21 protein-coding genes are annotated in these 23,569 nt (G+C 72.6%); 3 read left to right on the forward strand and 18 right to left on the reverse strand.

Annotated features, from left to right (window positions below; genetic code table 11):
* The first annotated feature begins 188 nt into the window (after positions 1-188).
* Positions 189-320, forward strand: a complete 132-nt coding sequence (locus ACH4D5_RS02210; RefSeq protein WP_398297647.1) for a hypothetical protein — start codon at positions 189-191, stop codon at positions 318-320.
* 206 nt (positions 321-526) lie between these two features.
* On the opposite strand, the gene ACH4D5_RS02215 is transcribed toward ACH4D5_RS02210, so the two are convergent.
* The 16 genes from ACH4D5_RS02215 to hrcA all read right to left on the reverse strand — a co-directional run bounded on the left by ACH4D5_RS02215 (position 527) and on the right by hrcA (position 18,427).
* Positions 527-883, reverse strand: a complete 357-nt coding sequence (locus ACH4D5_RS02215) for an MmcQ/YjbR family DNA-binding protein (RefSeq protein ID WP_398297649.1) — start codon at positions 881-883, stop codon at positions 527-529.
* Positions 880-2,193, reverse strand: coding sequence for a hemolysin family protein (locus tag ACH4D5_RS02220; RefSeq protein ID WP_398297651.1), 1,314 nt, complete (start codon positions 2,191-2,193; stop codon positions 880-882). Before ACH4D5_RS02220 ends, ACH4D5_RS02215 begins: the two co-directional genes overlap by 4 nt.
* Positions 2,194-2,197: 4 nt before the next feature.
* Positions 2,198-2,695 (reverse strand): rRNA maturation RNase YbeY, encoded by a 498-nt coding sequence (ybeY, locus tag ACH4D5_RS02225; RefSeq protein WP_398297653.1) that lies wholly within the window; start codon positions 2,693-2,695, stop codon positions 2,198-2,200.
* 12 nt (positions 2,696-2,707) lie between these two features.
* A complete protein-coding gene (locus tag ACH4D5_RS02230; RefSeq protein ID WP_362995693.1) occupies positions 2,708-3,724 on the reverse strand; it encodes a PhoH family protein in 1,017 nt (338 codons plus the stop codon).
* A gap of 147 nt (positions 3,725-3,871) precedes the next feature.
* Entirely contained in the window at positions 3,872-4,975 is a 1,104-nt protein-coding gene (locus tag ACH4D5_RS02235) for a carbohydrate kinase family protein (RefSeq protein ID WP_398297655.1), read from the reverse strand.
* A 24-nt stretch (positions 4,976-4,999) separates the two neighbouring features.
* Positions 5,000-6,313, reverse strand: a complete 1,314-nt coding sequence (locus ACH4D5_RS02240; RefSeq protein WP_398297657.1) for a glucarate dehydratase family protein — start codon at positions 6,311-6,313, stop codon at positions 5,000-5,002.
* 65 nt (positions 6,314-6,378) lie between these two features.
* The gene (locus ACH4D5_RS02245; protein ID WP_398297659.1) at positions 6,379-7,569 is read right to left on the reverse strand and encodes a macrolide family glycosyltransferase; all 1,191 of its coding nucleotides are present in this window, start codon (positions 7,567-7,569) and stop codon (positions 6,379-6,381) included.
* Positions 7,570-7,736: 167 nt separating this feature from the next.
* Entirely contained in the window at positions 7,737-8,738 is a 1,002-nt protein-coding gene (locus ACH4D5_RS02250) for an adenosine deaminase (RefSeq protein ID WP_398297661.1), read from the reverse strand.
* 32 nt (positions 8,739-8,770) lie between these two features.
* A complete protein-coding gene (locus ACH4D5_RS02255; protein ID WP_398297663.1) occupies positions 8,771-9,676 on the reverse strand; it encodes a ribonuclease Z in 906 nt (301 codons plus the stop codon).
* Positions 9,677-9,690: 14 nt separating this feature from the next.
* Complete coding sequence (locus ACH4D5_RS02260) at positions 9,691-10,044, reverse strand: histidine triad nucleotide-binding protein (protein ID WP_398297664.1); 354 nt, start codon at positions 10,042-10,044, stop codon at positions 9,691-9,693.
* 88 nt (positions 10,045-10,132) lie between these two features.
* Entirely contained in the window at positions 10,133-13,381 is a 3,249-nt protein-coding gene (locus tag ACH4D5_RS02265) for a S41 family peptidase (RefSeq protein ID WP_398297666.1), read from the reverse strand.
* A gap of 71 nt (positions 13,382-13,452) precedes the next feature.
* Entirely contained in the window at positions 13,453-14,079 is a 627-nt protein-coding gene (locus ACH4D5_RS02270; protein WP_398297668.1) for a hypothetical protein, read from the reverse strand.
* A gap of 123 nt (positions 14,080-14,202) precedes the next feature.
* On the reverse strand, positions 14,203-14,943 hold the full coding sequence (locus ACH4D5_RS02275) for a 16S rRNA (uracil(1498)-N(3))-methyltransferase (protein ID WP_398297670.1): 741 nt from the start codon (positions 14,941-14,943) through the stop codon (positions 14,203-14,205).
* Positions 14,940-16,013, reverse strand: a complete 1,074-nt coding sequence (locus ACH4D5_RS02280; protein WP_398297672.1) for a nitronate monooxygenase — start codon at positions 16,011-16,013, stop codon at positions 14,940-14,942. The genes ACH4D5_RS02275 and ACH4D5_RS02280 overlap by 4 nt, the downstream gene beginning before the upstream one ends.
* Positions 16,014-16,270: 257 nt before the next feature.
* A complete protein-coding gene (dnaJ, locus tag ACH4D5_RS02285) occupies positions 16,271-17,410 on the reverse strand; it encodes a molecular chaperone DnaJ (RefSeq protein WP_398297674.1) in 1,140 nt (379 codons plus the stop codon).
* Positions 17,411-18,427 (reverse strand): heat-inducible transcriptional repressor HrcA, encoded by a 1,017-nt coding sequence (hrcA, locus tag ACH4D5_RS02290; protein ID WP_398297676.1) that lies wholly within the window; start codon positions 18,425-18,427, stop codon positions 17,411-17,413.
* Positions 18,428-18,582: 155 nt separating this feature from the next.
* Between hrcA and ACH4D5_RS02295 the strand changes: the two genes are divergently transcribed.
* Both ACH4D5_RS02295 and ACH4D5_RS02300 read left to right on the forward strand, forming a co-directional pair.
* The gene (locus ACH4D5_RS02295; RefSeq protein ID WP_398298501.1) at positions 18,583-19,317 is read left to right on the forward strand and encodes an MBL fold metallo-hydrolase; all 735 of its coding nucleotides are present in this window, start codon (positions 18,583-18,585) and stop codon (positions 19,315-19,317) included.
* 35 nt (positions 19,318-19,352) lie between these two features.
* Complete coding sequence (locus tag ACH4D5_RS02300) at positions 19,353-20,171, forward strand: DUF3097 domain-containing protein (protein WP_398297678.1); 819 nt, start codon at positions 19,353-19,355, stop codon at positions 20,169-20,171.
* Positions 20,172-20,187: 16 nt separating this feature from the next.
* On the opposite strand, the gene hemW is transcribed toward ACH4D5_RS02300, so the two are convergent.
* Positions 20,188-21,420 carry a radical SAM family heme chaperone HemW gene (hemW, locus tag ACH4D5_RS02305; RefSeq protein WP_398297680.1) on the reverse strand — a complete coding sequence of 411 codons (1,233 nt, stop codon included), beginning with the start codon at positions 21,418-21,420 and terminating at the stop codon, positions 20,188-20,190.
* Between the two features lie 40 nt (positions 21,421-21,460).
* Entirely contained in the window at positions 21,461-23,458 is a 1,998-nt protein-coding gene (locus ACH4D5_RS02310; RefSeq protein ID WP_398298503.1) for a SpoIIE family protein phosphatase, read from the reverse strand.
* Positions 23,459-23,569: the final 111 nt, after the last annotated feature.

Genomic DNA, 23,569 nt, shown 5'->3' on the forward strand with positions numbered 1-23,569 from the left:
ACGATATGGCAGAGGGTAGCCTGCCAACTGTCCGCCGCCGCAAGGAGGTTGAGAGCAGAGTCGATTCGATACGGCCTCACTCCATCGAGGGCCGTCGACACCGCCGAGTTCCCCCTTCCTGGCGCCACCCGTTCGTGGCTCGCCGCGGTATCCACGACGTGTGTGGAACCAGGAAGGAGTACAGCCCGATGGCCGAGGAGCCTGACGGGCGCCGCACCATCCGCACGTGGACCGATCGGGTCGCACTGTCGGCCCCGTGGGTGAGCCTCTTGGTGATGGTCCAGGAGATCATCGACAAGTGGGTGCTGCCCCACGTGTGAACGCGAACTGGCCCCGACCTGAGGCCGGGGCCAGCTGCGGCGGACGCCATCGCACTGACGTTTCCACTCCGAGTTCCCTTGGCCGGCAGCCCGGAGTGGGAGCGTTTCGGATCCGCCCTTCACTCCATTCTGCCTGCCCCACCACCCCGATGGCGAGGGGCTGTTGGGGACACTCTGCGCGGAGCACCCCGCGCCGCGTACGCCCCTCAGGGGCGGTCGAGCCGCAGGCGCTCCGCCCGGGGCAGACCCGCGACCACCAAGTCGTACGAGTCCTCGACGAGCTCCCTGACCTGCCGGTCGGTGAGTTTGCCGTCGACCGTCACCGTGTTCCAGTGGCGCTTGTTCATGTGCCAGCCCGGCACGATCTCCGGGTGCTCGGCCCGCAGCCGGACGGCGATGTCCGGCTCACACTTGAGGTTGACGGTGAGCGGACGCGCGTCGAGTGCCGTGAGCGCGAACATCTTCCCGGCCACCTTGAAGACCGACGTCTCCGGATTGAACGGGAAGTCTTCCACCGCGCCGTTGAAGGACAGGCAGAAGGCGCGCAGCTTCTCGGGCGTCACCCGGACTCCTCCGCCTTCACGGCGCCGCCTTCGGCATCGGCCGGGGCGGGCTCCACAAGGACCGTCATGATGCGGTTCCGGCGGCCGGCCGCGGACTCCGCGGTGAGCTTGAGATCCCGCCCGTCCGGCAGCGGCACCACCGCCGACGCCCCCGCGATCGGGACGCGGCCGAGGCGCTTGGCGAGCAGACCGCCGACGGTCTCGACGTCCTCGTCGTCGAACTCGTCGAGGCCGAACAGCTCCCCCAGGTCGCCGATGTCGAGCCGCGCCGTCACGCGGTAGCAGCCGTCCGCCAGCTCCTCCACCGGGGGCAGCTCACGGTCGTACTCGTCGGTGATCTCGCCGACGATCTCCTCGAGGATGTCCTCGATGGTGACGATGCCGGCCGTCCCGCCGTACTCGTCGATGACCACGGCCACGTGGTTGCGCTCCTGCTGCATCTCGCGCAGCAGATCGCCCGCGTTCTTCGTGTCGGGGACGAAGGTGGCCGGGCGCATCGCCGTCGACACCAGGTCGGACTCGCTGTCGCGGTTGATGTGCGTCTTGCGCGCCAGGTCCTTCAGGTACACCATGCCGACGACGTCGTCCTCGCTCTCCCCCGTCACGGGTATGCGCGAGAAGCCGGAGCGCAGCGCGAGGGTGAGGGCCTGGCGGATCGTCTTGAACCGCTCGATGGCGACCAGGTCGGTGCGGGGCACCATGACCTCGCGCACCAGGGTGTCGCCCAGCTCGAAGACGGAGTGCACCATGCGGCGCTCCTCGTCCTCGATCAGGGACTCCTTCTCGGCGAGGTCCACCATGGCGCGCAGTTCGGCCTCGGAGGCGAACGGGCCGCGCCGGAAGCCCTTGCCGGGCGTGAGGGCGTTGCCGATCAGGATCAGGAGCGGCGGGATGGGGCCCATGACGCGGGCCAGCGGCAGCAGGACGTACGCCGAGGCGGTCGCCGTGTTCAGCGGGTGCTGGCGGCCGATGGTGCGCGGGGACACGCCCACCGCCACATAGCTGACGAGGACCATCACGCCGATGGCGACCGCGAGGGCCTGCCAGGTCTCGTCGAACTCCCGCAGACAGGCGTACGTCACCAGGGCCGACGCGGCCATCTCGCAGGCCACCCGCACGAGCAGCGCCACATTCAGATAGCGGGTCGGGTCGGCGGCGACCTGCGCGAGCTTCGCGCTGCCGCGCCGCCCCGAGCGGACCGCCTCGTCCGCGCGGAAGCTGGAGACCCGGGCGATGCCCGCCTCCGCGCACGCCGCGAGCCAGGCCACGACGACAAGGGCGACCGCGCCGACGATCAGCTGAGGACTCATGGCGCTACGAGACGGTGGGCGCCGGAGAGGGGCCAGTCAGGCCCTTCTCGGCACGCCAGCCGTCGACGATCGCGGCCTGCAGACCGAACATCTCGGCCTTCTCGTCGGGCTCCTCGTGGTCGTACCCGAGCAGGTGCAGCACCCCGTGGACGGTCAGGAGCTGGAGCTCCTCGTCCATGGAGTGCTGCGTCGGGGCGTCCTTGCCCTGCTGCGTGGCGACCTCGGGGCAGAGCACGATGTCGCCGAGGAGGCCCTGCGGGAGCTCGCCGTCGTCCTTCATGGGCGGCCGCAGCTCGTCCATCGGGAAGGACATGACGTCCGTCGGCCCCGGCAGGTCCATCCACTGGATGTGCAGCTGCTCCATGGCGTCGGCGTCCACGACGATCACCGAGAGCTCGGAGAGCGGGTGGATGCGCATCCGCGCGAGGGCGTAGCGGGCGATGTCGAGGATCGCCTGCTCGTCGACCTCGGTTCCGGATTCGTTGTTGACGTCGATCGACATGGTGGTGCTCGTCTACTTCCCGTCGCGGCTGTCGTGCTGCTCGTACGCGTCGACGATACGGCCGACGAGCTTGTGCCGAACGACATCGTGGGAGGTGAGCCGCGAGAAGTGGATGTCCTCCACGCCGTCGAGGATCTGCTGCACCTCGCGCAGGCCGCTCTTGGTGCCGCCCGGCAGGTCGACCTGGGTGATGTCACCGGTGATGACGATCTTCGAGTCGAAGCCGAGGCGGGTGAGGAACATCTTCATCTGCTCGGCGCTGGTGTTCTGCGCCTCGTCGAGGATGATGAACGCGTCGTTCAGCGTCCGGCCGCGCATGTACGCGAGCGGCGCCACCTCGATCGTGCCCGCCGCCATCAGGCGCGGGATCGAGTCCGGGTCGAGCATGTCGTGCAGGGCGTCGTAGAGCGGGCGGAGATACGGGTCGATCTTCTCGTACAGCGTGCCCGGCAGGAAGCCGAGCCGCTCGCCCGCCTCGACCGCGGGGCGGGTCAGGATGATGCGGTTGACCTGCTTGGACTGCAGGGCCTGCACGGCCTTGGCCATGGCGAGGTAGGTCTTGCCCGTGCCGGCGGGGCCGATCCCGAAGACGATGGTGTGCTTGTCGATCGCGTCGACGTACCGCTTCTGGTTCAGCGTCTTGGGGCGGATGGTGCGGCCGCGGGACGAGAGGATGTTCTGGGTGAGGACCTCGGCGGGGGTCTCCTCCGCGCCGTCGCCGTTCTCGTCCGCCCTCAGCATGGCGATCGAGCGTTCCACTGCGTCCTCCGTCATCGGCTGACCGGTGCGGAGCACCAGCATCATCTGGTCGAACAGGCGCTGGATGAGGGCGACTTCGCGGGCCGCGCCCACGGCGCTGATCTCATTGCCCCGGACGTGGATGTCGGCCGCCGGGAAGGCCTTCTCGATCACCCGCAGCAGGGCGTCGCCGGAGCCGAGGACCGTCACCATGGGATGTTTCGCCGGGACGGTGAAGTGCGCTCGGGACTGGCCCTGGGCATCGGTGTGAGTTGTGGGTGTCTGAGTCATGGGCCGGCTCTGAAGGCCTGCTCATCCTCCTCATGCGGGGCTCGGTGGCCGCTCGACAGCCTTGCACTGCCAAGAGTACGACGCGCCACGCCCGAGGCCGTAGGCCTTTTCCCCCGTCCGTCCCACACGTCCCCCGGGCCCGGCCCGTCATGCCGAGCGGAAGCCGATCGTCGGCACGGCCCGCCGCAGGGGCCACGGGCGGCTCGCCGCGGGGAGCAGCGTCTCCAGGAACGCGTACCGCCGCAGCGCGACCGGATCCTGGCCGTCCAGCTCCCGCACCCGGCGCCACCAGGCGCCGACCTCCGCCCACCCGGGCGCCGACAGGGACCCGCCGAACTCCTGCACCGAGAGCGCCGCCGTGAGACCCGCGAAGGCGAGCCGGTCCGCGAGGGGCCACTCCGCGAGCGTCCCGGTGACGAATCCCGCGACGAAGACGTCCCCCGCGCCGGTGGGGTCGAGCGCCTCGACCTCGATGGCGGGGACCTCGGCGGTCTCGCCGGTCCGCCCGTCCACGGCGTACGCGCCCTCGGCTCCCAGCGTCACCACGGCGAGCGGCACGTGCTTGGTGAGCGCCCGGGCCGCGGCGCGGGGGCACGACGTGCGCGTGTACCGCATCGCCTCCTCGGCGTTCGGCAGGAACGCCTCGCAGTGCTCCAGGTCGGGCAGAGCGGCCAGGTCCCACCGCCCGGTGTCGTCCCAGCCGACGTCGGCGAAGATGCGGGTGCCGCTCCGCGCGGCCCGCTCGATCCAGGGGGCGTGGACGCCGGGCGTCAGCGAGGCGACGGCGGCACGCGCGCGTGGCGGGCAGGAGGGGGCGCCCCCGTCCGGCGCGTCGGCGTCCGGCGGCGGCTCGTGGCCGTGGCTGACCATGGTCCGCTCGCCCTCGTACGCCATGGAGACCGTCACCGGCGAGTGCCAGCCCGGCACGGTCCGTGACGGGGTGAGGTCGATGCCCTCGCCCTGTTCCAGGGCGTCCCAGCAGTACTCCCCGTAGTGGTCGTCGCCGAAGGCCGCGGCGAGCGACGTGTGCAGGCCGAGCCGGGCGAGCGCGGTCGCCATGTTGGCGACGCCGCCGGGGCTCGACCCCATGCCGCGCGCCCACGACTCGGTCCCGCGCACGGGCGCGGAGTCGAGGCCGGTGAAGATGATGTCGAGGAAAACCGTGCCGGTGAGGTAGACGTCGCAGTCCGGATCCCCGGCTCTGCGGGCCGCCTTCAGCGGGTCGACGGTGGGCTGTTCGGGTACGACCATGCAGGCAACGTAACGGACGAGGGGCTACCAGCGCGGCACGGCCGGGGTGGTCCACGCCGGGTCGGTCACCCGCATCGCCGCCGCGTCGTCCCGCTCCCGCAGCGCGCGGAAGTCGTCGTCCAGCCAGCGCGCGTGCAGGGCGGCGAGCCTGTCCCTGTCGAGCTCGACGCCGAGACCCGGGGTGTCGGTGACGGCGATGTTCCCGTCGGTGAACCGCAGCCGCGAGGTGAGCACGTCCTCGGCCTGCCACGGGTAGTGCGTGTCGCAGGCGTGGTCGAGTCCGGGCACGGTCGCGGCCACGTGCGTCATCGCGGCGAGGCTGATGCCCAGGTGCGTGTTGGAGTGCATGGACACGCTCACGCCGAAGGTGCGGCAGACGGCGGCCAGCTCGCGGGTGCGCCGCAGGCCGCCCCAGTAGTGGTGGTCGGAGAGCACCACCTGCACGGCCTTCTTCGCGAAGGCCTCGGGTATCTCCTCGAAGGTCGTCACGCACATGTTCGTGGCGAGCGGCACCGGCGTGCCCGCGGCGACCTCCGCCATCGCGGGCGTGCCGAGCGCGGGGTCCTCCAGGTACTCCAGTACGTCGCCGAGCTCGTCCGCGACCTTCAGCGAAGTCTCCACGGACCAGGCGCCGTTGGGGTCGAGCCGGAGCGGGCGGCCGGGGAACGCGTCGGCCAGGGCGCGGATCGCGGCGGCCTCCTCGTCCGGCGGGAAGACGCCGCCCTTGAGCTTGAAGGACGAGAAGCCGTACCGCTCGGCGAAGAGCCGGGCCTGGGCGACGATCCCGGCCGGGTCGAGGGCGGCGCCCCACCCGTCGTCCTTCTCGCTCGCGATCCCCGCCGGGTGCTCGGCCCACTTGTAGAACAGGTACGCGCTGTACTCCACGGCGTCGCGCACCTTGCCGCCGAGCAGCGCGTGCACGGGAAGCCCGAGCGTCTTGCCGAGGGCGTCCAGACAGGCCACCTCGAACCCGGAGACGACGGAGAGCCGCAGCTTGTCGGCGGTCTGCACGCCGCGCAGGCCGCCGACGTCCACGGAGTCGTCGACGCGGGCGGCGTCGACGGCCGTCTCGTCCGCGAGTGTGAACAGCCGGTTCGGCTCGGAGACCGCGTGGCCGACCAGCCGCCGGGCGAGCGGCCGCGCGATCTCCAGGTACTTCCCGTCCCCGTACGTCTCCCCGATCCCCGTCACCCCACCGGCCGTGACCACCTCGATGATCAGCCGGGGCGTGTAGGGCTGGTGCACGCCCTGCGTGTTGAGGAGCGGCGGATCGGCGACGAGGACGGGCGTGAGACGGACGTCCGTGATGACGAGACTGCCGGAGCGGTGTCCATACATGAGAACGGAGACTAGGTACGCGAACAGCAAGCGTCAATGGGGGGATTCACCGCCCCAGCGGAGCTCTAGAGTTCCGCTTCGATCAGGTCGGCGGCCCGCCGCGCCCCGCCCTCGGCACGGACCTGCTCCCGCAACTCCGCGCACCGGCGCGCGACTTCGGGGTCAGAGGTCAGCTCCCGCAGCGCACCCCGCAGCACGGCCGCCGTCGCGTCGGCCGTGTCGACACGCCGAGCCACCCCCAACTCCACCAACCGGTCCGCGTTCATGGGCTGTTCGGCCCCCTGCGGCACCGCGATCATCGGCACCCCACAGAAGAGCCCTTCCCCACTGCTCCCCATGCCCGCATGGGTGACGAACGCGTCGGCCTGCTCCAGGATCGCCAACTGCGGCGCCCAAGAGCAGACTTCGACGTTGCCCGGAACGTCATCGCCCAGCTCCGCGGGATCCACGTGCCTGCCGATCTGGAGGACGACGTGCCACCCGGGCAGGTCCCCGAACGCGGCCACGCACTGCCGGTAGAACTCCGGCTGCACGGTGTACGCCGAGCCGAGCGAGACCAGGAGCACCTTCTCCGCGCCCTCGGGCCGCGTCCAGCTCTCGCGCAGGGCGCGGTCGCCGAGGCAGGGCCCGACGAAGTCGATCCGCTCCGGGTCGACGGTGTCGGCGTGGGGCTGCATGGCGCGCGGGATCGTGGCGATGCCGCGCGGCGGCACGCCGGAGAACTCCCCCACGTCCGGCGTCGTGGCCCCGCACCCGGCGAGCCACTCCTTGAACCGGGCCTCCAGGGCGTCGGCGCCCGGCAGTTTCGCGAGGTGCGCGCCGACGTCCTCCTGATAGCTGCCCCACGCCACGAAGGTGGGCGACAGCTGCACGAGCGGCCGCCCCTGCGCCTCGGCGAGCGCACGGGCGACGTAGGCGCCGATGTCGTACAGGTACAGGTCGGCGGGGTCGTCGTCGTACGCCGCGTGGAGCTGCGGGAGGACCGCCATCGCGTCGTCGAGGAAGAGCGCGCTCGCCTCGATCGGGTCATCGGGCCAGATGTTGTCGCGGTGCGGGAGCGTCGACTCGTACGCGACGAACTCGGCGCCGGTGGGCTCGATGAGGCCCGCGGCGGCCGGGTCGTTGGCGTACGTCACGCGGTGGCCGCGGGCCGCGAGCTCGCGGACGACCTCGAGGCCCGGCAGCACGTGGCTGACCATCGGCACGCCGATCATGGCGATGTGGGCAGGGCGACGGGAGAGCCGTCGGGATGACATGGGAATTCCTTCGCGTACGGACAGCTAAAGAGAGCTGTGGATCTGACGGGGACACGGCGGCCCGCCGCCTCGGCCCCTCAGGGGCGGGCGGGGGCCTGCGAGGGCCGTGTCAGCCGTAGATCTGCGCGATGGAGTCCATGCCGATGACCGTAACCCGGCACCGACGGTCAGTCGAACGAATAAGCCTCGACCTCGGCGAGGTACCGGGCCCGCAGCGCCTCGTCCGCCTCGTCGCGGTCCAGGAAGGCCGCCTCGAAGGAGTTCCGGGCGAGCGTGCGCAGCCGCTCCTGGTCGAGGCCGAGCGCCTCGCGCACGGCGTGGAAGGTGTCGTCGACGTACCCGCCGAAGTAGGCCGGGTCGTCGGAGTTGACCGTGCACATCAGGCCGGCGTCCAGCATTTGCGGCAGCGGGTGCTCCTCCAGGACGTCGATGGCGCGCAGCCGGACGTTGGAGAGCGGGCAGAGCGTGAGCGGCACGCGGTCGCGGACCAGCCGCTCCACCAGCTCCGGGTCCTCCATGCAGCGCAGCCCGTGGTCGATGCGCTCGACGCGCAGGACGTCGAGGGCTTCCGTGATGTACGCGGGCGGGCCCTCCTCCCCCGCGTGGGCGACGAGCCGCAGGCCCAGCGCGGCGGCGGCCTCGTACACCTCCTTGAACTTGGCCGGCGGGTGGCCGACCTCGGCCGAGTCGAGGCCGATGCCGATGATCCGGTCGAGGTGGGGTTCGGCGGCCCTCAGGGTCTCCAGGGCGGAGTCGGCGGACTGGTCGCGCAGGAAGCACATGATCAGCCGCGTGGAGACGCCGTGCCGCTCCTCACTGCGGTCCAGGGCGCGGGAGAGGCCCTCGATGACGGTGGCGATGGGGACGCCGCGGGCCGTGTGCGCCTGCGGGTCGAAGAAGATCTCCGCGTGCCGGACGCCCTGTGCGGCGGCGCGGGCGAGGTAGGCGTCCGCGAGCTCCTCGAAGTCGGCCTCGGTGCGCAGCACGGCCATGAGGCTGTAGTAGAGGTCCAGGAAGCTCTGGAGGTCGTCGAAGAGGTAGGCCTTGCGGAGCTCTTCGGTGTCGGCGTAGGGCAGTTCGACGCCGTTGCGCGCGGCGAGGGCGAAGGCGAGCTCGGGTTCGAGGGTGCCTTCGATGTGGAGGTGGAGTTCGGCCTTGGGGATCGGCATGGTGCGGTCTCGCTCAGTTCGGGGGGGGTGGTTCAGGTTCGTTTGGGGAGGGGTACGCGCGACAGGTCCCGCGCGATGGTGAGTTCGCCGTCGAAGCCGGCGGCGCGGGCCTGCTGTTCGTAGAGGGCCGGGTCGGGGTAGCGCTGGCTGAAGTGGGTGAGGACGAGGTGCCGCACGCCCGCGTCGACGGCCACGCGGGCGGCCTGTCCTGCCGTCAGGTGGCCGTGGTCGGTGGCGAGTTGTTCGTCCTCGTCGAGGAACGTCGACTCGATGACGAGCATGTCGCAGCCCTCGGCGAGCGCGTGCACGCCGTCGCAGAGGCGGGTGTCCATCACGAAGGCGAACCGCTGCCCGCGCCGCACCTCGCTGACCTCGTCGAGGGTCACGCCGCCGAGGCTGCCCTCCTTCTGGAGCCGTCCCACGTCGGGCCCCTTGATGCCGCGCTCGGCGAGCAGGGCGGGCAGCATCCGGCGCCCGTCGGGCTCGGTGATCCGGTAGCCGTACGACTCGACCGGGTGTGAGAGCTTGATCGCGTCGAGGGTGTAGGAGTCCGTCACGGCCAGCGGCCCGTCGGCGGCGACCGGTTCCTCGGCGAGCCGCACGGTCTCGCGGTACGCCGTCGCGTACCGCAGGCGGTCGAAGAAGCGCTGCCCCGACGCCGGGTAGTGGGCGGTGACGGGGTGCGGGACCCGGTCGAGGTTGATGCGCTGGATCACCCCGGCGAGCCCCAGGGAGTGGTCGCCGTGGAAGTGCGTGACGCAGATCCGGTGCAGGTCGTGGGCGGCGACCCCGGCGCGCAGCATCTGCCGCTGCGTGCCCTCGCCGGGGTCGAACATGATGCCCTGGCCGTCCCAGAGCAGGACGTAGCCGTTGTGGTTGCGGTGCCGGGTGGGGACTTGGCTCGCGGTGCCGAGCACCACCAGTTCACGTACGGACAAGGAGTGCGGCCCCGCTATCCGGGAGGCCACTGGAGGCCGCGGCCGCCCAGGACGTGCGCGTGCGTGTGGAACACGGTCTGGCCCGCGCCGGCGCCGGTGTTGAAGACGATGCGGTAGCTCTCCGCCTTCTCCTGCGCGGCGACCTCGCCCGCCTCGCGCAGCACGTCCGCGGCGATCTGCGGCTCGGCGGCGGCGAGGGAGGCCGCGTCCGGGTAGTGCGCCTTGGGGATCACCAGGACGTGGGTGGGCGCCTGCGGGTTGATGTCGCGGAAGGCCACGGTCGTCTCGGTCTCCCGGACGACGGTCGCGGGCACCTCACCCGTGACGATCTTGCAGAACAAGCAGTCGCTTTGCGCTTCGCCCGCCATGGGCCGCCTCCTGGAAACGGAAAGATCAGTACGTCCGGCATGCTATCGGCCGTCGCGTCAAGAGGCCGGGGGCCGGGCCCCGGCCGGGTCACTCCGCGCCGGGCAGGAGCGGCGGTGTCTTCGCCGGGTGCTCCTCCAGCGCGGCCAGCGCGATGCGGACCGCCTCGTCCAACTGCGGGTCGCGGCCCGCCACATGGTCGTCGGGGGTGGTGACGACCTCCACGTCCGGGTCGACGCCGTGGTTCTCGACGCCCCACTCGTGGCCCTCCAGCCAGAACGCGTACTTCGGCTGCGTCACCAGCGTCCCGTCGACCAGGTGGTAGCGGCTGTCGATGCCGACGACGCCGCCCCAGGTGCGGGTGCCCACCACGGGTCCGATGCCGAGCGCCCTGATCGCGGCGTTGACGATGTCCCCGTCGGAGCCGGAGAACTCGTTGGCGACGGCGACGACCGGGCCGCGCGGCGCGTCCATGGGATAGCTGAACGGGCGGGCCCCCCTCGGCACGTCCCAGCCGACGACGCGGCGCGCCAGCTTCTCCACGACGAGCTGCGAGGTGTGCCCGCCGCGGTTCTCCCGCACGTCCACGACCAGGCCCTCGCGGGCGACCTCGATACGCAGGTCACGGTGGATCTGCGCCCAGCCGGGCGCCTGCATGTCGGGCACGTGGAGGTAGCCGAGGCGGCCGCCGGAGCGTTCGTGGACGTACGCCCGCCGGCCGGCGACCCAGGCGTGGTAGCGCAGCGGCTCCTCGTCGTCGACGGGGATCACCACGGCGTACCGCGGGTCGCCGCCGCCGGACGGCGACACGGTCAGCTCGACCGGCTTGCCCGCGGTGCCCACCAGCAGCGGCCCGGGGCCCGCGACCGGGTCGACGGGGCAGCCGTTGACCTCGATGACCGCGTCGCCGGGGCGGGCCGCGACGCCGGGCGCGGCGAGCGGGGACCGGGCGGCCGGGTCGGAGGTCTCCGAGGGCAGGATCCGGTCGATGCGCCACAGCCCGTCGTCGCCGCGCGAGAGGTCGGCGCCGAGGAGCCCCTGGCGGTGCGCGCCGCCCCCGCCGCCGGAGACCACGTACGCGTGCGAGGTGCCGAGTTCGCCGTGCACCTCCCACAGCAGGTCGACGAGGTCGTCGTGGGTGGCGACGCGGGCGAGCACCGGACGGTAGCGGTCCAGGACCCCGTCCCAGTCGACGCCGCCCATGTCGGGCCGCCAGAAGTTGTCCCGCATGAGGCGGCCCGTCTCCTCGTACATCTGACGCCACTCGGCGGCCGGGTCGACGGTGTAGCGGACCCGGGAGAGGTCGACGGTGATGTTCGAGTCGCTGTCCTCGTCGCCGGAGGCGCGCCGGTCGCTCGGCACCACCTTCAGCTTGCCGTCGGTCCACAGCAGGACCCGCTTGCCGTCACCGGTGACGGCGAAGTGGTCGGCGTCCGCGGCGAGCCCCTCCACGCGGTGCTGTGCGAGGTCGTACCGCTCCAGCTCCGTCTTGGGGTCGGGGTCGTGCGGGGTGGCGCGGGAGGCGCCGAGCACGCCGCGCACCGGGTGGCGGAGCCAGAGCAGGCCGTCCTTGGCGGCCCGCAGCGTGGTGTAGCGGGCCGCCTCGACGGGGAACGGCACGATGCGGTCGGCGAGCCCGTCGAAGTCGATGCGGGTGACGGGGGCGCCCTCGCTGTCGGGCGTCTCGGAGCCGGAGTCCTGCGCGTCGAAGGGCCTGCCGTGCCGCTGTGGTCCGAAGGGGGACGGCGTGGTCGCGGCGAGGGTGAGCAGGTGCGGCCGGGAGCCGCCGACGAACGCGAGGTCGAAGACGTGTTCGTCGTAGACCGGGTCGAAGGCGCGCGCGGACAGGAAGGCGAGGTGCTTGCCGTCGAGGGTGAACGCGGGCGCGTAGTCGCGGAAGCGCAGCGGGGTCGCCTCGGCGACCGACAGGTCCGCGGTGTTGGCGAGCTTCAGCTGGCGCAGCGGGCTCGGCCCGGGGTGCGACCAGGCGAGCCAGGCGGAGTCGGGCGAGAAGACGAGCCCGGTGACCTCGCCGTCGGCGCTCCGGTCGACCTCGCGGACCTCGCCGCTCTCCCGCTCGACGAGCAGCACGCGGCCGTCGTGCGAGGCGACGGCGGCACGGGAGCCGTCCGGCGCCACGGCGAGCCCGAGGACCCGGCCGAGCTGTCCCGCGGCGAGCCTGCGCGGGGTGGTGCCGGGCGCGGGGCCGGTGGCCGGCGCGAATTCGAGCGCCTCGTCGCCCTCCGCGTCCGTCACCCACACGACGTGTTCCTCACCCTCGACGCGGAAGGTGCGGGGCAGCCGGGCGCGCACCCCCGGCTCGGCGGCGAGCGCACGGGCGGGGCCCTCGCGGTGCGTGACCCAGTGCACGGAGCCGCGCACGGAGACGGCGCTGCCGCGCCCGGTGTGGTCGGGCGCGGCGGCCCCGAACCAGCGGGCGGCGGACACGGGGTGCGGCTGCAGGTCGGTGCGCTGCCCGCCGAGGCGGAGGCCGACGCGGCGCGGCTCGGCGTCCACCAGGTCGTCGAGGAGCCACAGTTCACCGGCGGACATGTGGACGACGCGGGTGCCGTCGGTGGCGGCGTGCCGTGCGTAGAAGCCGCTGTCGAGCGGGGTGTGGCGCCGCAGGTCGGTGCCGTCGGGCAGCGAGGAGTAGAGGGCGCCGACGCCTTCGTGGTCGGAGAGGAAGGCGATGCGGTCGCCGACCCAGAGCGGGTACTCGATGTTCCCGTCGAGTTCTTCGTGGACGCGCACGAAGGGTTCCACGAGCCCCTCGCCGCCGCCGTCCTCGTCGCCCCCGGTGGGCCGACGTATCCACAGCTTGCCCGCGGTGCCGCCCCGGTACCGCTTCCACCGGGCGGCCTCGCGGCCCATCGGGGCAGAGAGCAGCAGGACCTGCCCGTCGGGGCCGTGCGCGACGTCGCCGACGATGCCGTACGGCAGGGTGGCCGCGGGTCCGCCGTCGAGCGGCACGGCCCGTGCCCAGCTGCGCCGCAGGGAGGCCTGCCCCGCCGCGCTGACGGCGAGCACCTGCCCGTCGGGCGTCCAGCCGCACACGGCGGTCTGCCAACTCCCCCAGTACGTCAGCCGCTTGGTAGGGCCGCCCTCAAGGGGCGCGATGTGCACTTCTGGTGCCCCGTCGCGGCGGGAGGTCCAGGCGACGGTCGTGCCGTCCGGGGAGATCCTGGGGTGGTTCACGGGCACGTTGTCGGCGCTGACCCGCCAGGCGCGGCCCCCGTCGAGGGGCGCGACCCAGACGTCGTCCTCGGCCGTGAACGCGACCAACTCGCCGTGGATGTGCGGGAACCGGAGATACGCGGAGTGCGCTGCCTCTGTCACGCCGACCAGCCTAGGCACGGTCTCGGCGGGCCGACAGAGGGCGGATCACCCGGTGGCCGACAGAGGGCGGATCACTTGCCGGGGACGCAGTGGCAGGTCGGGTGGGGCGGCGGGTCCGGGGTGACCGTCACGGTGACGGTGGTGGTGGGTGCGGGGTCGGGCGGGTCGTGGGAGGGCGGCGGCCGGTGGGAGTCGGGCGGATCGGAGGGCTGGTCGGAGGGCTGGTCGTCACCGCCGTCACCGTCGCCATTGCCGTCGTCCGCACCGCAGTTGCCCAGCACGTCGACGCGGAACCACTGCTTGCCGTCGACCTTGGCGGTGAGGTCGCCGCGTACGCAGCGGCCGTCGGCGACGGAGTGCACCTTGCCCTTGACGCCGATGTCCTTGCCGTCGTCGGTCTCGCCCTGGCAGTCCACGTCGACCACCGCGTCCGCCGACGCCGACCTGCCGCGCGGGGTGACCCTGTCGTCGAAGCTGGCGGTACAGCTGAGCCACGCCACGTCGGCCTTCTGCCGCTCCAGCTCCTTGGTGGCCATCTCGTCCGTGGTGAGCGCGACCGCGGAGGTGTTCAGCTCACCGTCCACGGGATCGCACGCGGTGACGCCGAGCGCGGCGGCGCCGGCCAGCCCGACGGCGTACAGGATCGTCGGACGCCGCTTGCCCGGCACCCGGCCGCGTAACCGTCTCAATGCCCCCATGGGCGGCAGAGTGCCACCGCGTACGCCGGTGCGGTAGGCCCCTTGCGGCCATCTGTCCCCTCGCGGCCGGGAGTCACGTCGACCGGAAACGGCTCAACCCCGGCCGCTTGACGCGAGGTGGGGTCAGGACCAGCGCCCCGTACGCCCAAGGAGCAGCGCCGTCGCCGCGGTCCCCGCGGTCGAGGTGCGCAGCACGCTGCGCCCGAGGCGGTACGGCTTCGCGCCCGCCTCGGCGAACACCGCGAGCTCGTCCGGGGACACGCCCCCTTCGGGGCCGACCACCAGCACGATGTGCCCGGCCGTCGGGAGCTCCGCCGTGGCCAGCGGTTCGCTGCCCTCCTCGTGCAGGACGGCCGCGAGGTCGGCGCCGGCGAGGAGCGCCGCGACCTGCTTGGTCGACGCGGCGTCGGCGACCTCGGGGAAGCGGACCCGGCGCGACTGCTTGCCCGCCTCGCGTGCGGTGGCCCGCCACTTGGCGAGGGCCTTGAGACCGCGGTCGCCCTTCCACTGGGTGATACAGCGGGACGCGGTCCACGGCACGACGGCGTCGACGCCGGTCTCGGTCATGGTCTCCACGGCCAGCTCGCCGCGGTCGCCCTTGGGCAGCGCCTGTACGACGGTGATGCGGGGCGACTCCTCGGGCTCCTCGGCCACGGCGTCCATCCGCACGACGAGCCGGTCCTTGCCCTCGGTGTCGAGGACCACGCACTGCGCCCACCGCCCGGCGCCGTCGGTCAGGACGACGTCCTCACCGGCGTGCAGCCGCTTCACGGAGACGGCGTGCCGCCCCTCCGGGCCGTCCAGTACGTACCGCCCGTCGGCGCCCGCGGTGAAGTCCTCGACGACGAAGACGGGGGCGGTCACGCGGCGCCCTCCGCCGTCGACGAGGCCCTGGCCTCGGCCAGTTCGGCGGCGAGGACCTCCACGAGCTGCCCGGCGGGCAGCTCCCGGGCGAGCCGGTGGCCCTGTCCGGCCCAGAGCGCCATGGCCTGCGCGTCACCGGCCTTGGCCGCGGCCTTGCGCAGACCGCTGGTGAGGTGGTGGACCTGGGGGTAGGCGGCGGGGGCGTACGGACCGTGCTCGCGCATGAAGCGGTTGACGAGACCGCGCGCGGGGCGCCCGGAGAACGCCCGGGTCAGCTCGGTCCGTACGAACAGCGGGTTGGTCATGGCCTGCTTGTGCAGGGCGTTGGCGCCCGACTCGGGGGTGACGAGGAACGCCGTGCCGAGCTGCGCCGCGTCCGCGCCCGCCGCGAGCACCGCGGCGATCTGCGCGCCGCGCATCAGCCCGCCGGCCGCGACGATCGGGATCTGCGCGGTCTCGCGGACCTGGGTGATGAGGGAGAGCAGCCCGATCCCGGAGCCGTCGGCCTCGGGGTTGTCCTTGTGCGTGCCCTGATGTCCGCCCGCCTCGATGCCCTGCACGCACACGGCGTCGGCGCCGGCCCACTGCGCGGTCTGGGCCTCCTCCGGCGTGGTGACGGTGACGACGGTCAGGGTGCCGACGCGCGCGAACGCGTCGAGGACGTCGCGGGTGGGGCACCCGAAGGTGAAGGAGACCACCGGCACCGGGTCGTCGAGGAGGATCGCGAGCTTGGCGTCGTACCCGTCGTCACGCCCGCTGTCCGGGTCGCCGAGCTCCGTCTCGTACCAGGTGGCCTCGCCGGCGAGCTGGCTGCGGTAGACCTCGACGGCCGCGGGGTCCGCGGTGTCGGGCTGTGGCATGAAGAGGTTGACGCCGAAGGGTTGCGAGGTCAGCCCCCGCAACTGTTTGATCTCCTGGTACATCCCGTCGGCCGTCTTGTACCCGGCGGCGAGGAACCCGAGCCCGCCGGCCTCGGCGACGGCCGCGGCCAGCTGCGGCCCGGAGGCGCCGCCCGCCATGGGGGCCTGCACGATCGGATGGCGGCAGAGAGCGGTCAGTGCGGAGGACATGCACGCATCGTGCCACGCTCCTTCGACCGTGCCGAATCGCGTACCCCGCGCCGGGTGTGCGCCGCCTCGTCTGCCCCATCGACCGCCGTCGGCAACTGCGGGCCGTCCCGGGTTGCTCGCGCAGTTCCCCGCGCCCCTTGAAGGCCCGTTCCGGGCCCCTTCAAGGGGCGCGGGACGGTCGTCTTCAGGGGCGCGGGGAACTGCGCGACCAGCCCCCACCGCCCCGCAGGTGACCGACAAGGCCACCGCTCAAGGCGCTACCGCCCGTTGAACGCATCCTTGAGGCGGGAGAACAACCCCTGCTGCCCCGGCTGGAACTGCCCCGTGGGCCGCTCCTCCCCGCGCAGCTGCGCCAGCTCGCGCAGCAGCCGCTCCTGCTCGGGGTCGAGCTTCGTCGGCGTGAGGACCTCGACGTGCACGATGAGGTCGCCGCGTCCGCCGCCGCGCAGGTGCGTGATGCCGCGCCCGTGCAGCGGTACCGACTGGCCGGACTGCGTGCCGGGCCGGATGTCGATCTCCTCCAGGCCGTCCAGCGTCTCCAGCGGCACCTTCGTGCCGAGCGACGCCGCGGTCATCGGGATCGTCACCGTGCAGTGCAGATCGTCGCCGCGCCGCTGGAAGACGGCGTGCGGCAGCTCGTGGATCTCGACGTAGAGGTCACCGGCGGGGCCGCCGCCGGGGCCGACCTCGCCCTCGCCCGCGAGCTGGATCCGCGTGCCGTTGTCGACACCGGCCGGGATCTTGACCGTCAGGGTCCGGCGCGAGCGGATCCGCCCGTCGCCCGCGCACTCGGGGCACGGCGTCGGCACGACGGTGCCGAAGCCCTGACACTGCGGGCACGGCCGCGACGTCATGACCTGCCCGAGGAAGGACCGCGTGACCTGCGACACCTCACCGCGACCGCGGCACATGTCACAGGTCTGGGCGGACGTCCCCGGCGCGGCACCCTCGCCGCTGCAGGTCGTACAGACGACAGCCGTGTCGACCTGAATGTCCTTGGTGGTCCCGAAGGCGGCCTCTTCGAGGTCGATCTCCAGGCGGATCATGGCGTCCTGGCCGCGACGCGTGCGCGAGCGCGGGCCGCGCTGCGACGCCGTCCCGAAGAACGCGTCCATGATGTCGGAGAAGTTGCCGAAGCCGCCGGCGCCGAAGCCGCCCGCGCCTCCGCCGCCGCCCGACTGGGACAGGGGGTCGCCGCCGAGGTCGTAGACCTGCTTCTTCTGCGGGTCCGACAACACCTCGTACGCGGCGTTGATCTCCTTGAAGCGCTCCTGAGTCTTCGGATCCGGATTCACATCCGGGTGAAGCTCACGCGCCAGCCTCCGGAAGGCCTTCTTGATCTCGTCCTGGGAAGCGTCGCGGCGCACGCCGAGTACGGCGTAGTAGTCCGTGGCCACTTACGACTCCGCCAGGATCTGTCCGACGTAACGTGCCACTGCGCGTACTGCTCCCATCGTTCCCGGATAGTCCATGCGGGTCGGTCCGACCACGCCGAGTTTGGCGACTGCCTCGCTTCCCGAACCGTAGCCGACCGAGACCACGGACGTGGAGCTGAGCCCCTCATGGGCGTTCTCGTGACCGATCCGTACGGCCATGCCCGAATCCTGCACCTCACCAAGCAACTTGAGGAGCACGACCTGCTCCTCAAGGGCTTCGAGAACGGGCCGGATGGTGAGGGGAAAGTCATGTCCGAAGCGGGTGAGATTGGCGGTTCCGCCGATCATCAGCCGTTCTTCGGTCTCCTCCACGAGCGTTTCGAGGAGGGTGGAGAGGACCGTCGCGACCGTGCCGCGGTCCTCGGTCTCGAAGGCCTCGGGCAGGTCCTGCACCAACTGTGGCACATCCGCGAACCGGCGCCCCGCGACCCTGCTGTTCAGCCTGGCCCGCAGGTCCGCGAGCGCACTCTCGCCGAACGGCGCCGGGCAGTCGATCATGCGCTGCTCGACCCGTCCCGTGTCGGTGATCAGTACGAGCATCAGCCGGGCCGGAGCCAGCGAGAGAAGTTCCACGTGCCGCACCGTCGACCTGGTGAGCGACGGGTACTGCACGACGGCGACCTGCCGGGTCAGCTGCGCGAGCAGCCGCACCGTACGCCCCACGACGTCGTCGAGATCCACGGCGCCGTCGAGGAAGTTCTGGATGGCGCGACGCTCGGGCGCGGTCATCGGCTTGACGCCGGCGAGCTTGTCGACGAAGAGGCGGTACCCCTTGTCCGTCGGGATGCGCCCCGCGCTGGTGTGGGGCTGGGCGATGAACCCTTCCTCCTCCAGCGCCGCCATGTCATTGCGGACGGTGGCCGGGGAGACCCCCAGACGGTGCCGCTCGGTGAGCGCCTTCGAGCCGACGGGCTCCTCCGTCCCCACATAGTCATGGACGATGGCGCGCAGCACTTCGAGCCTGCGTTCACTGAGCATCGCGCACACCTCCAGCTGTCTCTGTGAGCCCCGCCTGGCACTCACCGCGGGCGAGTGCCAGCCTTTCAAAGGGTCAGTGTACGGCCGTCGGGTACGGCCCCGGCAAGACAGCGGCTGCCGAACACCGCGCGTGCGGATAGCGTCACCGTATGAACGTGACGCCGGCATGGGAAGCGGCGGGCTGGGAGCGGCTCGCACCGCGCGTGGGGCGGCGCCGCCTGCCCCGCTGGGACTGTACGGCGGGGCTGGTCGTCGGGGACGACGCGGCCCTCATGATCGAGGCCGGGTCGAGCCTCGCGGAGGGCGCGGCCCTGCGGACACAGGCCCGGCAAATCCTCGGCGGGGGCCGCCGGGTCACCCATCTCGCGCTGACCCACCCGCACTTCGACCACGTCCTCGGCGCGGCCGCCTTCGCGGGCGTGGAGGTGTACGGGGCGGTGGGCATCGAGACGGTCTTCACCAAGGGCCGCGAGGAACTGCGCGAGGACGCGGTACGCCACGGCCTGGACGCGGACGCGGCGGCGGAGGCCGCCGACCTGCTGGTCCACCCGCACCACCTGGTGTGCGGGGAGTGGACGCTCGACCTGGGCGGCCTCCAGGTGCTGCTCGCGAACATCGGGCCCGGCCACTCGGGCCACGACCTGGCGGTCCTCGTCCCCGGCACCGACGGCGCACCGGAGATCGTCTTCTGCGGTGACCTCGTCGAGGAGTCGGGCGAACCGCAGGCGGGCCCGGACGCGGTGCCGAAGCGGTGGCCTGCGGCGCTGGACCGCCTCCTCGACCTGGGCGGCGAGGACGCGCTGTACGTCCCCGGACACGGCGCCACGGTGAATGCGGCATTTGTCCGCGCGCAACGCGCCACACTGGCAGCCCGCTTCGGCGTGTCGTGACCGCAACGCCTTCCGCTCTTCCTATCGTCACCGGAATGCGCCAGTACTCCGCCGACCTCACGCCCCCTTGGAAGAAGCCGAAGCCCGTACCGGAGGTGGCGGCGGACGCCGGCCTCGTGGTCGAGGAGCTGAGCACCGGTTTCTGCGGGGCGGTGATCCGCTGCGAGAAGACGGCGCAGGGCCCGACGGTGACGCTGGAGGACCGCTTCGGCAAGCAGCGCGTGTTCCCGATGGAGCCCCGCGGGTTCCTCCTGGACGGCCGCCCGGTCACCCTGGTCCGGCCCACGCAGGCTTCTGCTCCTGTACGTCCCTCCCGTACCGCCTCCGGTTCGGTGGCCGTCCCCGGGGCGCGGGCCCGGGTCGCCCGCGCGGGACGTATCTACGTGGAGGGCCGTCACGACGCCGAACTCGTCGAACGCGTCTGGGGCGACGACCTCCGCATCGAGGGCGTCGTGGTCGAGTACCTGGAAGGCATCGACGACCTCCCCGGGATCGTCGCCGAGTTCGCCCCCGGCCCCGACGCCCGCCTCGGCATCCTCGTCGACCACCTGGTCCCCGGCTCCAAGGAGTCCCGCATCGCGGCGGAGGTCACCAGCGCCCACGCCCTGGTGGTCGGCCACCCCTACATCGACGTATGGGAAGCGGTGAAACCCGCCTCCGTCGGCATCCCCGGCTGGCCCCGCGTGCCACGCGGCCAGGACTGGAAGACGGGCGTGTGCAGAGCCCTGGGCTGGCCGGAGAACACCGGCGCGGCCTGGCAGCGCATCCTGAACTCGGTCCACTCCTACAAGGACCTGGAGCCCCCGCTCCTGGGCCGGGTCGAAGAACTGATCGACTTCGTCACCCTGCCGTGACGCGGTGGTGCGAGACCTAGTCGACCAGGTCCCGCACCACCGCGTCGGCCAGCAACCGGCCCCGCAGCGTCAGCACGGCCCGCCCGGCCCCATAGGGCTCGGCTTCGAGCAGCCCGTCCGTCAGCGCCCGCCGGGAGGCGGCCAGGCCGGCCTCCCTCAGCAGCGACAGCGGACATCCCTCCCGCAGCCGCAGCTCCAGCAGGATCCGCTCCACCCGCCGGTCCTCGGCGGAGAGCACCTCACGCCCGGCCCCGGGCGACCCCCCGCCCGCCAGTGCCCCCGCGTACGCCCCGGGATGCTTGACGTTCCACCACCGCACGCCCCCCACGTGGCTGTGCGCGCCCGGCCCGGCGCCCCACCAGTCGGCCCCGCGCCAGTACAGCTCGTTGTGCAGGCACCGCCCGGCCTCGGACGTCGCCCAGTTGGACACCTCGTACCAGTCGAAGCCCGCGCCGCCCAGCACCTCGTCGGCGATGAGGTACCGGTCCGCGTGGACGTCGTCGTCGGTCATCGGCACCTCCCCGCGCCGGATCCGCCGGGCCAGCTGCGTGCCCTCCTCCACGATCAGCGCGTAGGCGCTCACGTGGTCGGGACCGGCCCCGATCGCCGCGTCGAGCGAGGCCCGCCAGTCGTCGTCGGTCTCGCCCGGCGTGCCGTAGATCAGGTCCAGGTTCACGTGGTCGAACCCGGCCGCCCGCGCCTCGGCGACGCACGCCTCGGGCCGCCCGGGCGTATGCGTACGGTCGAGCACCTTCAGGACGTGCTGCTTCGCGCTCTGCATGCCGAAGGAGACCCGGTTGAACCCGCCCTCCCGCAGCTCGCTCAGATACGCCGCGTCGACGGACTCCGGATTGGCCTCGGTCGTGATCTCGGCGTCGACCGCGAGCCCGAACTCGTCCCGCACGGCGCCCAGCATCCGCACCAGGTCCCCGGCGGCGAGCAGCGTCGGCGTACCGCCCCCGACGAACACGGTCCGCACGGGCCGCGGGTCGTCCCCGAGGACCTTCCGGGCGAGCCGCACCTCGTCGACGAGGGTGTCCGCGTAGTTGTCCCGGGAGGCGAGCACGCCACCGGAGCCGCGCAGCTCGGTGGCGGTGTACGTGTTGAAGTCGCAGTAGCCGCAGCGCGTGGCGCAGTACGGGACGTGCAGGTAGAAGCCGAGGGGGCGGGAGGCCGCGCCGTCCAGGGCGGACGCGGGCAGCGCCCCGTCCTCGGGCATGGGCTCACCATCGGGCAGTGCGGAAGGCATGTCTTCGATTGTCCCGCACCCTCGGGCAACCCCGCGCCGCTCACTCATTCGCTCCCTGAGCCCGAAGCACCAGCAACGCGAGGTCGTCGTCCGGCGGCCGCTCCGAGAACTCGTGGACGAGCCTGCGGATCCGCTCCGCCACCAGCGGAGCGTCGAGCCCCGCGCACTCGGCCAGCGCCGCCGCGAGCCCGTTCCCGTCGTCGAACTGGCGCCGCCCCGTCCGGCGCTCGGTCACGCCGTCCGTGACGCACAGCAGCGTCTCACCGGCCCGCAGCTCGAAGCTCTCGCTGGTGTACGTCTCGTCGTCGACGACCCCGAGCAGCATCTGCGGAGTGGCCGCTTCCCGTACCTCTCCCTCCGGGGAGAGCAGGAGCGGCAACGGATGCCCGGCGCACGCGATCGTGCAGCGCACGCCCCCTTCGTACGGCACGAGCTCCCCGTACAGGAGCGAGAGGAAGCGCGAGGTGGGCCCGTCGGGCGGCACGCCCTGCCCGCCCGCCACCGCGACGACCGCCGCCGCCGCGTCCGCCGCCTCGGTCGCGTCGTCGAGGAGCAGCTGGTTGAGACGGTCCATGACCTCCGCGACCTGGTACCCCTCGCGGGCGAGGAGCCGCAGCCAGGGCCGGGCGAGCCCGATGACGACGGCCGCCTCCGGCCCCTTGCCCTGCACGTCGCCGAGCGCGAAGCACCAGCGGCCCTCCCCCGCCTGGAACACGTCGTAGAAGTCGCCGCCGGGGCCGCCTTTGTCCCGGGGTTCGTAGACCAGGCCGCTCTCGACGCCGGGGATCTCCGCGACCTTGCTGGGGAGCAGCCCGCGCTGGAGGACCTGGCTGATGTTGGCCTGGCGCTGGTAGCGCCGGGCCGTGCTGATCGCCAGGGCGACCCGGCGGCTGAAGTCCTCGACGAGGCCGGTGACCTCGTCGGGGAACCGGACGAGGCCGGCCCGGCCGATGAGGAGCGTGCCCAGCGCGCGCCCGCCCGCGGTCAGCCGGTACGCGAGTGCCGCGCCGGACGAGCCGGACGCCGCGGAAGCGTCGAACACAGCGGTCGCCCCGGAGCCGGACCCACCGGACCCACCGGGCGCCGGCTCACCCGCCCCGCCCACCAGCGCCTCCCCCGGCCAGGGAACAGGAAACGCGCCCGAGCCCGCCGCCTCGGGCAGCCGGGGCGGCTCCTTCTCCAGGACGCGGCGCAGTTCCTCTATCCGGTGCTCGCTGGTGTGCCACACACGGGCGAGGCGCGCCCCCGGCGCCCCCAGGCCCCCGCGCGCCGGCCCTTCCGAGGCGTCCTCCAGCCACACCGCGCACCAGTCCGCGAGGCGCGGCACGAGCAGCTGCCCGGCGAGGGCGGCCACCATGTCCTCGTCGAACTGCCCGGCCAGCAGGTCGGACGCCTCGGCGAGGAAGGTCAGCGCGCCCCTGTTGACCCACTCCATGTCGTTCGAGATCCGCTTGGGCAGCGGGGCGAGGATCTCGGCGGCGCGCAGGCCGCGCTGCAGGGCCTGCTCGCTCGCGTACGACTCGATCTCGTGGGCGGCCCGGACGCCTTCGACGGGCAGCCGGGCCCAGACCGTCTTGACGCCCGTGCGGTAGGTGATGCCCCAGGAGCCGGAGAGGGTCGCGACGAGTTGCAGGCCCCGGCCGTACTCGGGGGTGCCTGAGGACGGCGGCGGGCCCTGTTCGCTGCGGACGGCGCGGGAGGGGTGGTGGTCGGAGACCTCGATGACGACGGCGTCCGAGCTCTCGTCGGGCAGCGCGTCATCGAGCCGGCACAGCAGCTCGACGGCGGTGCCCGCGTGCACGACGGCGTTGGTCACCAACTCGCTGACCAGCAGCACGGAGTCGTCGGCCAGGCGGTCGGTGATGCCCGCGGCGGCGGGCACGCCCAGTTCGGTCCAGTCGGCGAGCGCCGCCCGCACGAACCGGCGCGCGGCGGCGGGCGCCAGCGGGTTCCCGGGCAGCGAGGTGCGCACCACCGCCGGTGGCCCGGCCGGGTCCGGGTCCGTGGCGGAGGCACGGAAATCGTTCTTCCGTTGCATCGGAATGGACCCCACGGTGCGGCTCCTGAGCAGTTCGGGCGAATGCGCCTCAGGCGACACCGACAGAGTGACAGACTGGCCACGCCCATAAGCACCGAGTCACCGAAGTGG

Source organism: Streptomyces sp. NPDC018029, assembly GCF_044327655.1.
GTDB lineage: Bacteria > Actinomycetota > Actinomycetes > Streptomycetales > Streptomycetaceae > Streptomyces.